Source organism: Oryzihumus sp. (genome assembly GCF_054325275.1).
On sequence record NZ_JBTCWL010000014.1, the window covers coordinates 24016 to 38686 of the forward strand.

At 74.8% G+C, this 14671-nt stretch carries 13 protein-coding genes; 1 reads left to right on the forward strand and 12 read right to left on the reverse strand.

Features of this window, described 5'->3' with window-relative positions; translation table 11 throughout:
* Window positions 1–4 precede the first annotated feature (4 nt).
* Window positions 5–1372, reverse strand: a complete 1368-nt coding sequence (locus ACXVGS_RS05440; RefSeq protein WP_458532176.1) for a M20/M25/M40 family metallo-hydrolase — start codon at window positions 1370–1372, stop codon at window positions 5–7.
* An 80-nt stretch (window positions 1373–1452) separates the two neighbouring features.
* On the opposite strand from ACXVGS_RS05440, the gene ACXVGS_RS05445 reads away from it, so the two are divergent.
* Window positions 1453–2031, forward strand: a complete 579-nt coding sequence (locus ACXVGS_RS05445; protein ID WP_458533297.1) for a DUF3043 domain-containing protein — start codon at window positions 1453–1455, stop codon at window positions 2029–2031.
* 73 nt (window positions 2032–2104) lie between these two features.
* On the opposite strand, the gene ACXVGS_RS05450 is transcribed toward ACXVGS_RS05445, so the two are convergent.
* From ACXVGS_RS05450 to ACXVGS_RS05500, 11 genes are read right to left on the reverse strand one after another with little or no spacing between them, the layout of a single operon-like run.
* Window positions 2105–3457 carry a transaminase gene (locus ACXVGS_RS05450; protein WP_458528298.1) on the reverse strand — a complete coding sequence of 451 codons (1353 nt, stop codon included), beginning with the start codon at window positions 3455–3457 and terminating at the stop codon, window positions 2105–2107.
* The gene (locus ACXVGS_RS05455; RefSeq protein WP_458533296.1) at window positions 3454–4830 is read right to left on the reverse strand and encodes a serine hydrolase domain-containing protein; all 1377 of its coding nucleotides are present in this window, start codon (window positions 4828–4830) and stop codon (window positions 3454–3456) included. Before ACXVGS_RS05455 ends, ACXVGS_RS05450 begins: the two co-directional genes overlap by 4 nt.
* Entirely contained in the window at window positions 4827–5042 is a 216-nt protein-coding gene (locus ACXVGS_RS05460; RefSeq protein ID WP_141788119.1) for a hypothetical protein, read from the reverse strand. Before ACXVGS_RS05460 ends, ACXVGS_RS05455 begins: the two co-directional genes overlap by 4 nt.
* A 9-nt stretch (window positions 5043–5051) precedes the next feature.
* Entirely contained in the window at window positions 5052–6290 is a 1239-nt protein-coding gene (gene cobA / locus ACXVGS_RS05465) for a uroporphyrinogen-III C-methyltransferase (RefSeq protein WP_458528300.1), read from the reverse strand.
* A 2-nt stretch (window positions 6291–6292) separates the two neighbouring features.
* A complete protein-coding gene (gene cobT / locus ACXVGS_RS05470; protein WP_458533295.1) occupies window positions 6293–8026 on the reverse strand; it encodes a nicotinate-nucleotide--dimethylbenzimidazole phosphoribosyltransferase in 1734 nt (577 codons plus the stop codon).
* Window positions 8023–9054, reverse strand: a complete 1032-nt coding sequence (gene cobC, locus ACXVGS_RS05475) for an Rv2231c family pyridoxal phosphate-dependent protein CobC (protein WP_458528302.1) — start codon at window positions 9052–9054, stop codon at window positions 8023–8025. The genes cobT and cobC overlap by 4 nt, the downstream gene beginning before the upstream one ends.
* Window positions 9047–10105 (reverse strand): HoxN/HupN/NixA family nickel/cobalt transporter, encoded by a 1059-nt coding sequence (locus ACXVGS_RS05480; RefSeq protein WP_458528303.1) that lies wholly within the window; start codon window positions 10103–10105, stop codon window positions 9047–9049. Before ACXVGS_RS05480 ends, cobC begins: the two co-directional genes overlap by 8 nt.
* Window positions 10102–10527, reverse strand: a complete 426-nt coding sequence (locus ACXVGS_RS05485; protein WP_458531744.1) for a cobalamin biosynthesis protein — start codon at window positions 10525–10527, stop codon at window positions 10102–10104. The genes ACXVGS_RS05480 and ACXVGS_RS05485 overlap by 4 nt, the downstream gene beginning before the upstream one ends.
* Window positions 10524–11927, reverse strand: coding sequence for a cobyrinate a,c-diamide synthase (locus ACXVGS_RS05490; RefSeq protein ID WP_458533294.1), 1404 nt, complete (start codon window positions 11925–11927; stop codon window positions 10524–10526). Before ACXVGS_RS05490 ends, ACXVGS_RS05485 begins: the two co-directional genes overlap by 4 nt.
* On the reverse strand, window positions 11924–12538 hold the full coding sequence (gene cobO, locus ACXVGS_RS05495; RefSeq protein ID WP_458528306.1) for a cob(I)yrinic acid a,c-diamide adenosyltransferase: 615 nt from the start codon (window positions 12536–12538) through the stop codon (window positions 11924–11926). Before cobO ends, ACXVGS_RS05490 begins: the two co-directional genes overlap by 4 nt.
* On the reverse strand, window positions 12538–14592 hold the full coding sequence (locus ACXVGS_RS05500) for a magnesium chelatase subunit D family protein (RefSeq protein ID WP_458536717.1): 2055 nt from the start codon (window positions 14590–14592) through the stop codon (window positions 12538–12540). The genes cobO and ACXVGS_RS05500 overlap by 1 nt, the downstream gene beginning before the upstream one ends.
* Window positions 14593–14671: the final 79 nt, after the last annotated feature.

Below are 14671 nucleotides of genomic sequence, written 5' to 3' on the forward strand. Positions count from 1 at the left end.
GGCCTCAGCCCTTCTTCAGCGTGCCGAGCCGCTCGAACAGGACGGCCTCGGCAACACAGACGCGCTCGAACTCACCGAGGTGCAGGCTCTCGTTGGCACCGTGCGCGCGGGTGTCGGGGTCCTCCACGCCGGTGATGAGGATGCCGGCCTCGGGGAACTTCTCGGCGAACGCCGCGACGAACGGGATCGAGCCGCCCACGCCGATATCGACCGGCGGGGTGCCCCAGGCGTCGGTGAACGCGGCCCGCGCCTGGTCGTAGACCGGGCCCTGGGCGTCGGCGGCGAAGCCCGCGCCGGACTCGTCGAGGTGCACGTCGACCTGGGCGTTCCAGGGGGCGTGGGCCTTGAGGTGGTCGGTCACGAGGCGGTAGGCCGCGGCCGGGTCCTCGTCGGGGGCGATCCGCACCGAGATCTTGGCCGAGGCCTGCGGCACGAGGGTGTTGCTGGCCTGGGACACGGTGGGGGCGTCGATGCCGATCGTCGTGATCGAGGGCTTGGTCCACATCCGCGACAGCAACGAGCCGGAGCCGATGGTGTGCACCCCGTCGAGCAGGCCGGAGTCCGTGCGCAGCTGCTCCTCGGTGAACTCGAGGTCGGCGGCCTCACCGGACTTCAGGCCCTTCACCGCCACGTTGCCCTCGTCGTCGTGCAGCGTGGAGAGCAGGCGGGCCAGGGCCATGATCGCGTCCGGCACCGCGCCGCCGAACATGCCCGAGTGCACCCCGTGGTCGAGGGTGCGCACGGTCACCACGACGCGGATCATGCCGCGCAGGGTGGTGGTCAGCGCCGGCTCGCCGATGCCCCAGTTCATGGAGTCGGCCAGCACGATCGCGTCGGCGCGGAGCTTCTCGCCGTGGCGCTCCAGGATGGTCGGCAGAGAGTCGGAGCCGATCTCCTCCTCGCCCTCGACGAAGACGGTGACGCCGACCGGAAGCGTGCCGTGGTGGGCGCGCAGCGCGGCGATGTGGGCCATGACGCCGGCCTTGTCGTCGGCGATGCCGCGGGCGTAGACCCGGCCCTCGCGCTCGGTCGGCTCGAACGGGGCGCTGTCCCAGTCCTCGTCCTTGCCGGGCGGCTGGACGTCGTGGTGGGCGTAGAGCATCACCGTCGGCGCACCCTCGGGCCCGTCGACGTGGCCGATGACCGCCGGCCGGCCGCCCTCGCGGACGATCTCCACGGCCAGGCCCTCGGCCCGCAGCAGCGCGGCCACGGCCTCGGCGCTGGCCTCCACGTGGGACTGGTCGAACGCGTCCAGGGACACACTCGGGATGCGGGTCAGCGCCTCCAGGTCCTGGCGCAGGCCGGGCATGAGCTCGGCGATGCGGGTCCGGAGGGCGTCGATGCGGTCAGGGGTCACGGCGTCGTCGGTCACGCACGCGAGCGTACCGACCCGGCCACCAGGCCCCGGTGGCGATACCAGCGAACCGGCCCACTCGACATACAGTGTGCGTCGTGTTTGGACGAAAGAAGGCCGCCGAGCCGGCCGCCACCGAGACCACCGTCGCCGAGCGCCCGGGCGCCAAGAACCGGCCCACGCCCAGGCGCCGGGACCAGGAGGCGGCGCGCAAGAAGCCGCTCGTGCCGACCGACCGCAAGGCCGCGGCCAACGACGCCCGCCTGAAGGCCCGCGAGGCCCGCGCCCGCCAGCGCGCCGCGATGATGACCGGCGACGAGGCGCACCTGCCGGCCCGCGACAAGGGCCCGGTCAAACGGTTCATCCGCGACAGCGTCGACGCCCGGTGGAACGTCGGGGAGTTCATGCTGCCGGTGATGGTGCTCGTGCTGGCGCTGTCGTTCGTGCATCAGAGCTGGGCGCTGCTGATGGTCTTCGTCCTCGTCTACGGCCTCATCGTGGTGGCCCTCGTCGACGCGGCGCTGATGTGGCGGCGCACCCGCAAGCGGATCATCGCGAAGTTCGGCGAGGGCAGCGTGCCCGCCGGGTCGACGATGTATGCCGTGATGCGTGCCTTCCAGATGCGCCGCTCGCGGCTGCCGCGCCCGCAGGTCGCGCGCGGCGAGAAGCCGCAGTGAGCTGACGCCGGCTGACGTGCATGAGGGGCGGGGACCGCGACGGTCCCCGCCCCTTCGTCGTGCCGGTGACCGGTCAGCCGGCGAGCGTGGCGACCGCCTCGCCGAAGACGTCGAGGTGCGCCTGGACGTCGTCGCTGGTGGTGTCGGGGCACATCAGCGCCATGTTGTGGAACGGCGTGAGCAGGATGCCCCGGTTGGCGAGGAACAGGTGCAGGTAGTCGTCGAGCTCCTCGTCGTGGACCTCGTGCGACTCGGTGCCGTTGTGCGGCGGGGTGGCGCTGAAGCGGTATTCCGAGCGGGCGCCGAGCTGGGTGACCGACCACGGCAGGTCGTGCCGCTCGATCGTGGCGCGGACACCCGCGGTGTAGGTCGTGGCCAGGTCGATCATGTGGGTGAACGCCTCGTCGGTGAGCACCGACTCCAGCGTGGCGCGCATCGCGGCCACCGAAAGGGCGTTGCCGGCCATGGTGCCGCCGACGCCGCCCATGTCGACCAGGTCGAGGTCGTCGCGGCGCAGGGTGCGGTCGGCCAGCTCGGCGGACATGGCGTAGGCGCCGGCCGGGATGCCGCCGCCGATGGCCTTCCCGATGACGAGCAGGTCGGGGTCCAGGCCCCAGGCCCTGGTGGCGCCGCCGGGGCCGACCGAGAAGGTGTGGGTCTCGTCGTTGATGAGCAGGGTGCCGTAGCGCCGGGTCAGCTCGCGCACGCCCTCGAGGTAGCGCGGCTCCGGCAGGACGATGCCGATGTTGGTCAGCGCCGGCTCCATGAGCACCGCGGCCACGTCGCCGTGGGCGAGCTGGCGCTCCAGGCCCTCGAGGTCGTTGAACTCGGCTACCCGGCTGGTCAGCGTCACGTCGCAAGGGGCCCCGACGTTGCCCTCGCGGGCGGCGCCTTCCCCGTCGGGGGTGGTGACGATCAGCGACTCGTCGACGCTGCCGTGGTAGCAGTAGCTGTTGACCAGGATCTTCGGCCGGCCGGTGACCGCCCGCACGATCCGGATGGCCCAGCGGTTGGCGTCGGTCGCGGTCAGCGAGAAGCTCCAGCGCGACACCCCGAAGCGGCGGGTCAGCTCGGCGCCGACCCACTCGGCGTCCTCGGTCGGCAGCATCGCCGTGGCCCCGCCGAGCTCGGCGAACCGGCGCTGCACCGCCTCGACGGTGGCCCGCGGCGAGTGCCCGGCCATCGCGGCGGTGTCGCCGAGGGCGAAGTCGCGGTAGGTGTGGCCGTCGATGTCGGTGACCCGGGCGCCGCGGGCGGAGTCCAGGTAGAGCGGGAACGCCCCGGCCCGCTTGTTCATCCACGTCATCGGCACCCGGCCGAACAGGTGCTCGGCGGCACCGAACGCCTTCTCCGACAACGGGTTGCGGGCCGCGAAGTCCGCAACCTCGCGGGCCATCAGCTCGTGCAGCCGGTCGCGGGCGATCACGGCGTCACCAGGTCGGCGAACGCGCGGGGCTCCCGCGTCACGGCGTAGGTGGCGAAGTACATGCGACTCACCTTTCCTTCCTCGTCGCGAGCCACCTCGAGCAGCTCGCCACGCTCGCGCCCCTGCACCGCCCTGAACCGGTCGGCCCCATCGGCCGCGAACCGGGTCTCGTTCGTCGTCGCCGGCGCCCCCGGCACCCGGCACCACAGGTCCTCGCCGCGGACCTCGAAGACCAGCTCCTCGCCCTCGGACCACCAGCTGCCCAGGATCTCCTCCAGGTCGGGCCGCGGCGTCGAGGGCACCCACGGCTGAGCGGGCGTGGGCTCGGCGTCGAGCACCTCCGCCACCAGCCGGCCGGCCAGGACCAGCGAGTCGGCACCGGCGGTGGTGTTGGCGAACACCACCGCGCCCACGCCGTCGGCGCGGCGGACCCTCAGGCCGGTCAGGTAGCCGGGCATCGCGCCGCCGTGGCCGACGAGCACCCGCTCCCCCAGCCGGCCCATACCGAAGCCCAGGCCGTAGCCGCCGGTCCAGCCGTCGGGGTCGGTGATGACCAGCGGGCGGCACATCTCCTCGACCGTGTCGGCGGAGAGCACCTCCTCCACCGGGTCGGCGACGAACGCGGCATACCGGCCCAGGTCGGCGACCGTGCTCCACAGGCCGCCCAGGGCGGCGGTGGCGCGCAGGTCGAAGCGCGGCTCCTGCGTGGCCAGCCCGGAGAACGGGTGCACCTGGTAGCCGAGCGCGCGGTCCTCGCGCGGGGTCAGCCCGGTGTGCCGCATCTCCAGCGGGCCGAGGATGCGGCGACGCACCACGTCCTCCCACGGCGCGCCCTCGACCCGCTCGACGACCTGCCCGAGCAGGGCGTAGGCCAGGTTGGAGTAGTGGAAGACGAAGTGCGGAGGGAGCACCCGCTCGGCCTGCTCGAGCTCGGCGTGCAACCGGCGCTCGTCGGGGGCGTCCAGGGTCTCCCAGATGCGCCCGACCGGCTCACGCTGCAGGCCCGAGGAGTGGGCCAGCATCTGCCGCAGCGTCACCTCACCGTGGCGGGTGTCCGGCAACCACCTGGACAGCGGGTCGTCCAGCCGCAGCCGGCCCTCGTCGCGCAGCGCCATGACCAGGACCGCGGTGAAGGTCTTGGTGATCGAGCCGATCATGTACTGCGTGTCGTCGGTGGCCGCGCACGCCGGGTCCAGGCGCGCGGACCCCACGTGCGTGGACCAGACGAGGCTGCCGCCGCGCACGATGCCGGCGCTGACGGCCGGCGAGCGCCAGTCGCGCTGGGCCTGCCGGACCATCCGCTCCAGCCTGCGGGCGAGCTCGGGCGCGCCGGTGGCCAGGGAGGTGGTGCCGGGGAGCGGGTCGGTCCTCACTGCGCGGGGCGCAGGCTCATGGGGCCGTAGACGACGGCGTCCTCGTGGTGCAGGGTCACCGAGTCCACGCCGGCGTCGGCGAGGTCACGCCACTCCTCCCCCAGCCAGCTCTCGGCCTCGCTCTGGGAGGGGAAGCCCGAGGTCACGAGCGCACCCCCGCTCATCGGCTTGCCGTCGGCGTCGAGGTAGGTCCACGTCCACTGAGCGCTCATGACCTCACCTTAGCCAGCGGCGAACCCCGCCACCGGGCCGATCACCGTGACGGCCGGCGGGCGCAGGCCGTCCGGCGGGCCGCCCTTGGCGACGGCACCCAGGGTGCTGGGCAGCACCGCCTGGGTCGGCAGCCCGCCGTCCATGACGCAGGCCAGCGGGGTGTCGGCGTCCCGGCCCGCGGCGACGAGGGCCGCGGCGATGGCCGGCAGGGTCTCCACGCCCATCAGCACGACCAGCGTGGTGCCCCCACGGGCCAGGGCGTCCCAGTCGACGGTGCTGCGCGCGTCTCCGGGCGCGGCGTGCCCGGAGATCACCGTGAAGCCCTGCGACAGGCCACGGTGCGTGACCGGTATGCCGGCCAGCTCGGGCGCCGCGATCGCGGAGGTCACCCCGGGGACCACCTCCGTGGCCACCCCCGCCTCGGCGCAGGCCAGGACCTCCTCCATGCCCCGGCCGAAGACGAAGGAGTCACCTCCCTTGAGCCGCACGACGGTCAGGCCCCGGCGGGCGCGGTCGACCAGCACGGCGTTGATCTCCTCCTGCGAGGTGTTCCGCCCACGGGGGATCTTGGAGACGTCGACGACCTCGACGCCCTCGCGCAGGCCGTCCAGCACGGCCAGCGGGGCAAGCCGGTCGACGACCACCACGTCGGCGGTGGCCAGGGCCTGGAACCCCTTGAGAGTCAACAGCTCCGGGTCACCCGGGCCGCCGCCGACGAGGATGACCCGCCCGGGGGTGTCGTCCCGCAAGGGCGTGCGTGCCGGGGCGCCGGGGTCGTCGCGCAGGGCCGCCTCCACGGCGGCCACGGCGGCGTCGCGCAGGGCGGCGGCCCGGCGCGGGTTGCGGTCGCCGTGCACGCTGACCGTGGCCGGGCCGCTGCGCCCGGTCGCCGGCATCCACGCCGAGGCGTCGCGGGCGTCGTCGACGCGCAGGCAGAAGATGCGCCGGGCCTCGGCCTCGCGCAGCACCGCGGCGTTGACCTCGGGGTCGGCGGTGCAGGCCATCGCCAGCCAGGCGCCCTCGAGGTCGCCGTCGGCGTAGAAACGCGGGTGCCACTCGACCTGCCCGCGCAGGGCGAGGTCCTCCAGGGCGGCGACCACCTCGGGCGAGACCACGGTGACCGCGGCCCGGGCCTGGAGCAGGGCCCCGACCCGCCGCAGCGCCACCCGGCCGCCGCCGACCACGACGACGCGGCGGTCGCGCAGCCGCAGCCCCAGGGGCAGAAGGGTCTCGGCGTGCTCGGCCATGTTCAGGCCTTGTCCGTCACGCCGGCGGAGTCGAAGGTCGCCACCTCTCGCAGCACGCGGGCGGCGGACTGCACCAGCGGCACGGACAGGGCGGCACCGCTGCCCTCGCCGAGGCGCAGGTCGAGGTCGACCAGCGGGGTGAGCCGCAGGTGGTCCAGCGCTGCGCTGGCGCCGGGCTCAACCGAGCGGTGGCCGGCGACCCAGTAGTCCGCCGCGTCGGAGGCGATCGCGCGCGCGACGAGGGCGGCGGAGCAGGCGATCACCCCGTCGAGCACCACGGGCGTGCGCAGGGCCGCGGCGCCGAGGAGGAACCCGGCCACGGCGGCGTGCTCGAGCCCGCCAACGGCGGCGAGCGCGGCCACCGGGTCGGCGGCGTCGACGGCGTTGACCTCCAGGGCCCGACGGATGACGCCGACCTTGTGCGCGAGCATGGCGTCGTCGATGCCGGTGCCGCGGCCGGTGACCTGCTCGACGTCCAGGCCGGTGAAGGCACTGATCAGGGCCGCCGAGGCGGTGGTGTTGGCGATGCCCATGTCGCCGGTGACCAGGAGCCGGTTGCCCTGGGCCACGAGGTCGCGTGCCGTGTCGATGCCGACCTCCAGGGCTGCCTCGACCTGCTCCGGCGTCATCGCCGGCCCCTGGGTCATGTCGGCGGTGCCGCGGGCGACCTTGCGGGCCAGGAGTCCCGGCGCGTCCGGGACGTCACCGGCCACGCCGACGTCGACAACGGTGACCTCGGCGCCGACCTGGCGGCCGAGGGCGTTGATGACCGCGCCGCCGGCGAGGAAGTTGCCCACCATCTGGGTGGTCACCTCCTGCGGCCACGGCGAGACGCCCTGCGCGTGGACGCCGTGGTCGCCGGCGAACACCGCGATGGCGACCGGCTCGGGCAGCGGGGGCGGGCACACGGCATACATCCCGGCCAGGCGCGTGCCGAGCTCCTCGAGCACGCCGAGTGAGCCGCGCGGCTTGGTCAGCTGGCCCTGTCGCTCCTCGGCGGCGTGCATGGCGGCGGCGTCCGCGGGGGCGATGGCGGCAACGGTCTCGGTCAGCAGGCTCACAGCTTCTCCTCCGGGCAGGCGACGGTCGCCCCAGGCCCCATGATGGACCGCCCACGTCAGCGGCCGCCGACGTGCCCACCCCGAGAGCACCAGCTCCGGCGCGGGCGGGAACTGCTCGACGTGCCCGACGCACAGGTAGGCCACGACCTGCAGGTGCCCGGGCAGGCCCAGCTCGCGGGCCAGCTCCCCCGGGTCGAAGAAGCTGACCCAGCCCACGCCCAGGCCCTCGGCCCGCGCCGCCAGCCAGAGGTTCTGCACCGCCAGCGCGGCGGAGAACGGCGCCATGCGCGGGTCGGCGTGGCGGCCGAGGGTGTAGGGGCCGCCGCGGGTCGGGTCGCAGGTGACGACGATGTTGAGCGGGGTCTGCAGGATCGCCTCGACCTTGATCCCGTCGAACAGGCGAGTGCGCCCGGCCGGCAGCGACGCGGCGAACGCGTCCCGCTGGCACGCGGCCAGGGACTGGATGCGTGCGCGCTGCTCGACGTCGGTGAGGAGCAGGAAGTCCCAGGGCTGGCTGAGCCCGACGCTGGGCGCCTGGTGGGCCGCCGCGAGCACCCGGGTGAGGACGTCGTCGCCGACGGGGTCGAGGGTGAACCCGCGGCGCACGTCGCGGCGCCGGGCGATGACGTCGTGGACGGCCGCCCGCGCGTCGTCGGGGAAGGCGTGGTCGGTCATGGCAGCTCCTGCAGTGCGGTCGTGAGGGCGTTGGAGAGGGCGTCGGTGGTGGCCTCGTCCCGGGCGGCGACGCGCAGCCACTGCGGCCCGAGGCCGGGGAAGGTGTCACCCCGACGCAGCGCGAAACCGTGGTGGCGCAGGCGTTCGCGCAGGACGTCCGCCCGGTCATGGCTCGCGAGCACGAACGGGCCGACGGGCTCGGCGACGACGTCGAGCCCCGCAGCCTGAAGCGTCCGGGTGAGGTAGGACAGCCGGCGCGGCAAGTGGTCGGCGACCGCACAGCGGTGCGCCTCCCCCTGCGGACCCACGCACGCCACGGTGGCGGCCAGGGCGAGGGCGTTGACCGACCAGTGCGGCTGGTGTGCCGCGAGGTCGGCCACCAGCGCGGGCGCCGCGAGCAGGTGGCCGGCGCGCACCCCGGCGAGGCCGAAGGTCTTGGTGAGGCTGCGGACGACGAGCAGGCCCGCGGTGGTGGGCGCGAGACCCGCCAGGGACTGGCGCTGGTCGGTGACGTCCATGAACGCCTCGTCGACGACCACGAGGCGTCCCGGCCGCAGTAGTGCCGCGACCGACTCAGCCGGGTGGAGCCGCGAGGTCGGGTTGGTGGGGTTGCCCACGACGACGAGGTCGGCGGCGGGGTCGACCGCGTCCGGGTCGAGGCGGAAGCCGTTGTCGCGGCTCAGGACCAGCCGCTGCACTGAGTGGCCGGCCGCGCGCAACGCTGCCTCCGGCTCGGTGAACTGCGGGTGCACCATGAGCGGTCGTCGCCAGGGCAGGCGCGCCAGGAGGGTGAACGCCTCGGCCGCGCCGTTGGTCAGGAGGACCGATGCCGGGTCGCAGCGATAGGCCCGCGCCACGGCGGCCACCGCCGCTGCCTGGTCGGGGTAGGCGCCGGCATGTGCCAGCGCTCCGGTGAGGACGTCGAGGAGCCATGGCGGGGGTTGCGGCGCCTGCACGTTGACGGCCAGGTCGACGAGGCCGTCGCCGACCTCCCGGTCTCCGTGGTGGAGCAGGTCGACCTCAGGCATCGTCACCGCCGCGCAGCCGCCAGACGGCCAGCGCACCGAGCCAGGTGGTGGCGAAGATCCCCGCGATGACGTAGCCCATGAGCTCGAAGTCGTCGCTGACCGCGGCGAGCGGCCCCAGCCACCGCTGCCCGGTGTACTGCACTAGCGCGTCGGCGAGGTAGACCAGTGCGATGAACGCGGCGACCGCCACGGTCACCGCGGTCGTGGCGATGTTGAAGAAAAGGGTGCGGACCGGGTTGCGGTAGCTCCAGGAGTACAGCCGGGTCATCACCAGGGAGTCGGCGGTGTCGAACGTCGACATGCCCGCGGCGAAGAGCAGGGGCAGGCTGAGCACCCCGAGGACCGAGGCGCCGCCGCCGGCCGCGGTCGAGGCGGACAGGGCCAGCAGGGTGACCTCGCTGGCGGTCTCCAGCCCCAGGCCCATGAGCAGTCCCACCGGGTACATGTGCCACGAGTGCTGGACCATCCCCCGGCCACGTCGCCCGAGGACTCGCGTGACGAAGCCGCGCGAGAGCAGCGCCTCCTCCACCTCCGCGGCGGTGTCGGCGCCGCCGCGCAGCCGGCGCCACAGGCCGACGAGGTTGCGCAGGACCCGGGCGTTGAGGGAGGCCACGACCAGCAGGAACGCCATGGCCACGACGGTGGCGACGGTGCCTCCCACCGAGCGGACCGCGTCCACGTCGGAGGTGGAGACCGACCCGGCCGCGGCGGCGACCAGCAGGGCGAGGACCACGACCACGGTCGAGTGCCCCATCGCGAAGAAGAAGCCGACCCCGACCGGGCGCCGGCCCCGCAGCAGCATCACCCGGGTCGTGTCGTCGATCGCCGCGATGTGGTCGGCGTCGAAGGCGTGACGCATGCCGAGCACGTAGGCCAGCGCCCCGGACCCGGCGAGCCCTCCGGCTGCGGCGGTGTGGCCACGGTGCAGCAGGTAGAGCGCGATCCCGCCCACGTGGAGGGCGACGATGGTGCCGAGGATGCCGGACAGGCGCCAGCGCTCCTCCCTCGTCCATCGGCCGGCGGCCAGCGGGGTGTCGGTCACGGTGCTCATCGGTCCTCCTGGACGGGGGTGGCAACGGTGGGGTCGACGGCGCCCGTAAGGCCGGCGGCGGGAAGCGCGCCGACGGCGACCGTCCAGGCGCGAGAGGCGTGGCGCGGGCCGAGGAGCCCGCCGCCGCAGGCCAGGACCGCCGCCTCGGCGACGGACGGGCTGCCGACCGCGGCGAGCACCCGCTGGCTCGGTGTCGGGCAGGCCTGTGCCGCAAGGGTTTCCACGGGGACTGCCTGCACCTTCGTGCCGCTGGCAGCGGCGAGGGCCTGGACCCCGGCGGCCCCGGCGCGCCGGTCGAGGGTGGCCACCAGTCGCACGGCGGTGGGGTCGAGCCCGTGCTCGGCGAGCGCCGCCGCGGCCAGGGTGAGCAGCTCCCCCGCCGCTGCGTCCGGACGGCCGCCGACGCCCAGCACGACCCTCACCGGGCCACCTCGGTCGCCGCGGCGATGAGACGGGTCGCCATCTGCGGGTGCCCGGCCCAGTGCGTGTGCAGGTATGACGCGTGCACGCGACCACGCACCGCCCCCTCCCGCACGAGGGCACCGGTCGTGCCGCGCCAGCCCCAGGCGGGGGCGGGGGCGGTTGCCGCTGTGGGGGCGACCGCGGTCCGGTGGAACTCGTGGCCCGTCACCCGCTCCCCCTCCGCGGCCAGGACGCTGCCGGTGAGGGCGACCGCACTGCGGTAGCCCAGGGTCAGGCGGGAGTCCATGCGTGCCCGCAGCGGCAGGACGCCGCACATCCGCGCCCCGTCGAGCTCCTCGGTGAGGTAGAGCAGGCCCGCGCACTCAGCGGCGATCGCCCCGCCACGGGCGGCGAAGTCCGAGATCGCCTGTCGCAGCGAGGCGTTGAGCGAGAGGTCGGCGGCGTGCACCTCGGGGAACCCGCCCCCGATGACGAGGGCGGAGACGTCCTCGGGCAGGTGCTCGTCGCGCAAGGGGTCGAAGCCGACCACCTCGGCACCGGCGGCCGCGAGCAGCTCGGCGGTCTCGGCATACCCGAAGGTGAAGGCGCGCCCGCCTGCCACGGCGACCCGTGGCGGCCGGGAGGAGGGGACCACTGGGGCGCCGACCGCGCGGGCGGGGTCCCAGGGCGCGGCGACCAGGTCCGGTGCCTGCCGGGCGAGCCGGAGCACCGCGTCGAGGTCGACGTGCTCGCGGACCAGGTCGGACAGGGCCGCCACCGCCGCGGTGGCCTGCGGCGAGCGCTCCGCCGCCGGGACCAGGCCGAGGTGACGGCTGGGCACCAGGAGGTCGGGGAGGCGAGGGAGGGCCCCGAGCACCGGGACCCCGGTGGCGGCGATGCCGTCGCGGGCCTCGGCCGCGTGCCGCGCCGACGCGACGTTGTTGAGCACCACTCCGGCGACGCGCACGTCGTCCTCGAAGCGGGAGAAGCCGTGGACGACAGCGCCCAGGCTGCGCCCGGCCGCGCGGCAGTCGACCACCAGCAGGACCGGTGCCTGGACCAGCCGGGCGACGTGCGCGGTCGAGCTGAACCCGCCGGTGCCGGTGGCCCCGTCGAACAGGCCCATGACGCCCTCGACCACCGCGACGTCGGCCGGGCGGGGGCGGCTCGCCCCATGCAGCAGGAGCGGCACGATGAGGTCCTCCCCCTGCAGGTGCGGGTCGAGGTTGCGGCCCGGGCGCCCGGCGGCCAGCTCGTGGTAGCCGGGGTCGATGAAGTCGGGGCCGACCTTGTGCGGGGACACCTCGTGACCGGCGGCCCGCAGGGCGGCCATGAGGCCGGTCGCGACCATGGTCTTGCCGTGGCCGGACGCCGGCGCCGCGACGACGAGCCGCGGCAGGCGCGTCGCCCGGGCGCTCACCACTCGATCCCCCGCTGGCCCTTCTGGCCGGCGTCCATCGGGTGCTTGACCTTGGTCATCTCGGTGACCAGGTCCGCGGCGGCCACCAGCTCGGCCGGCGCGTCCCGGCCGGTGATGACGACGTGCTGGTGCCCGGGCCGTGCGCTGAGGGTGGCGACGACGTCGGCGACGTCCACCCAGCCCCACTTCAGGGGGTAGGTGAACTCGTCCAGGACGTAGAGGTCGTGGGTGCCCGCATCCAGGCGTCGCTGGATCTCGCGCCAGCCCTCCAGCGCGGCGGCCGCGTGGTCCTCCTCGGTGCCGGCCTTGCGCGACCAGCTCCAGCCCTCGCCCATCTTGTGCCACTGCACCGGCCCACCGACGCCGGTCCTCTCGTGCAGGTCGCCGAGGGCACGGAAGGCGCTCTCCTCCCCGACCTTCCACTTGGCCGACTTCACGAACTGGAACACCCCGATGTCCCAGCCCTGGTTCCAGCCGCGCAGGGCGAGCCCGAACGCGGCGGTGGACTTCCCCTTCATCGCGCCGGTGTGCACGATCGTCAGCGGCCGGTTGCGGCGCTGGCGGGTGGTCAGGCCGTCCTCCGGCACGCGGGCCGGCTGTCCCTGGGGCATCAGGCTGCTCCTGTCGCAGGGGCGACGCTGCGGCGCACCACACCCGAGAGGGCATCGGCGGCGACGTCGCCGAGGTCGAGGTACTCGGCGCGCAAGGTGACGGCCAGCTCGCGGGCAAGGCCGAGGCGCACCACGGACCGCTTCTCGCAGTCGACGACGACCGAGGAGATGCCCTCGGCCGCGCAGTGGGCCGCCGCAGCGGAGGCACGCTGGAGCGGCTGCTCGCCGTGGGTGGCGCGGCCGTCGGTGAGCAGCACGAGCAGCGGACGTCGCTGCGGGTCACGGGCCCGCTGCCGGCGCACGAGCCCGGCCACCTCGGCCAGCCCCTCGGCCAGCGGGGTGCGCCCACCGGTAGGGACCTCGGCGAGCCGGCGCTGAGCCAGCTCCACGCTCGACGTGGGCGGCAGCACCAGTCTGGCCCGGTCATCGGCGAAGGTGACCACCGCGACGCGGTCGCGACGCTGGTAGGCGTCCAGCAGCAGCGACACCACCGCGGTACGCACCTCCTGGACCCGGGCGGCCGCGCCCATCGACCCGGAGGTGTCGACGGCAAAGACCACGAGGTTGCCCTCACGGCCCTCGCGCTGGCTGCGCCGCAGGTCGGCGCGCACCAGCCGCAAGGGCGTCGCGGCACCTCGGGTGCGGCGGGCCGCGGCGTGCACGGTGGAGGTCACCGACAGCCCCTGGCCGCGCGGGTCGCCCAGCGGGACGCCGCGCAGGTGCCGGCCGCGCGTGGTCGTGGCGCGGGAGCGCCTGCCGGCCACCCCCGGACCCGGCCGCTGGTGCGTGAGCAGGCGCGCGGCATACGGCCGGCCGGCCTGGTCCGCCGGCGTCCCGGGGGCGTCGGCTTCGCCGGTGGCTGCGTCGTTTCCGCCGCCGGAGGGCAGCTGCGGCAGGCCGCCACCGGGACCACCGCCGCCGTCGGGGGCGCCGTCGTCAGGGCCGTCGTCGTGAGGACCGTCACCCTCGGGTCCACCGTCATCGGGGCCGTCACCGTCCGGGCCGTCGGGGTCGGGGTCGTCCTGCCGCGTCTCGGGGGTCTGCTCGGCGAGCACCTGCTCCAGGTCCTCGGCCGCGCCGTCGGTGTCGTCGAAGGGGTTGTGGCGTCGCCGGTGCGGCAGGGCCAGGCGGGCCGCGACGCGCACGTCCTCGTCGGTCACCTCGTCCCGGCCGCACCAGGCGGCGTGGGCAATGGCGGTGCGCGCGGTGACCAGGTCACCGCGCATGCCGTCGACGTCGTAGGCCGCACAGATGCGCGCGATGGTCTCGACCGCCGCGTCGGGCAGGGCGACCCCGGCGACCCGTTCCTGGGCTCCGGCGATCCGCAGCGACAGGGCCAGCTCGTCCTGGGCGTGCAGGGCGGCGAACGCGTCGGGGTCCCGCTCGAAGGCCAGGTGCCGGCGGACCACCTCGACCCGCACGGCCGCCTCGCGGCTCGCGGCGACCTCGATGGCCAGGCCGAACCGGTCGAGCAGCTGCGGCCGCAGCTCGCCCTCCTCGGGGTTCATGGTGCCGACGAGGACGAACCGGGCGCCGTGCGTGACCGAGACCCCCTCGCGCTCCACCCGGGCGCGACCCATCGCGGCAGAGTCCAGCAGCGTGTCGACGAGGTGGTCGGGCAGCAGGTTGACCTCGTCGACGTAGAGGATGCCGCGGTGGGCCTGGGCGAGCAGTCCCGGCTCGTACGCGGTCTCCCCTGCCGACAGCAGCCGGTCGAGGTGCAGGGAGCCGACGACCCGGTCCTCGCTCGCGCCGACGGGCAGCTCGACCAGCCGGACCGGGCGCGTCTCGACCGGGGCGTTGAAGTGTGGACCGTCCGGGCACGAGGCGTCCGGAACCGTTGGGGCACAGGAGAACCGGCACGACTGCACGACCTCGACCGGAGGCAGCACGGCGGCCAGGGCGCGGACCATCGTCGACTTGGCGGTGCCCTTCTCGCCGCGGACGAGGACGCCGCCGATGGCGGGTGAGACCGCCGACAGGCAGAGCGCGAGGGACAGGTCGTCCATGCCGACGACGGCGGTGAACGGGTAGGCGGGAGCGTCGGGACGCAACGGGTGGCCCTTCGTCGGGGGTGGTGGTGCGGGTCTGGTGCTACCGGTGGCGGCAGCGGGTCACGGGCGAGCGCCCGGG

Excerpts from the sequence above, each read along its gene's own strand:
- cobT (WP_458533295.1), bottom strand. The coding sequence starts at position 8,026 with ATGACCGACCACGCCTTCCCCGACGACGCGCGGGCGGCCGTCCACGAC.
- ACXVGS_RS05480 (WP_458528303.1), bottom strand. The coding sequence starts at position 10,105 with ATGAGCACCGTGACCGACACCCCGCTGGCCGCCGGCCGATGGACGAGG.
- ACXVGS_RS05460 (WP_141788119.1), bottom strand. The coding sequence starts at position 5,042 with ATGAGCGCTCAGTGGACGTGGACCTACCTCGACGCCGACGGCAAGCCG.
- cobA (WP_458528300.1), bottom strand. The coding sequence starts at position 6,290 with ATGGCCGAGCACGCCGAGACCCTTCTGCCCCTGGGGCTGCGGCTGCGC.
- cobO (WP_458528306.1), bottom strand. The coding sequence starts at position 12,538 with ATGCCCCAGGGACAGCCGGCCCGCGTGCCGGAGGACGGCCTGACCACC.
- cobC (WP_458528302.1), bottom strand. The coding sequence starts at position 9,054 with ATGCCTGAGGTCGACCTGCTCCACCACGGAGACCGGGAGGTCGGCGAC.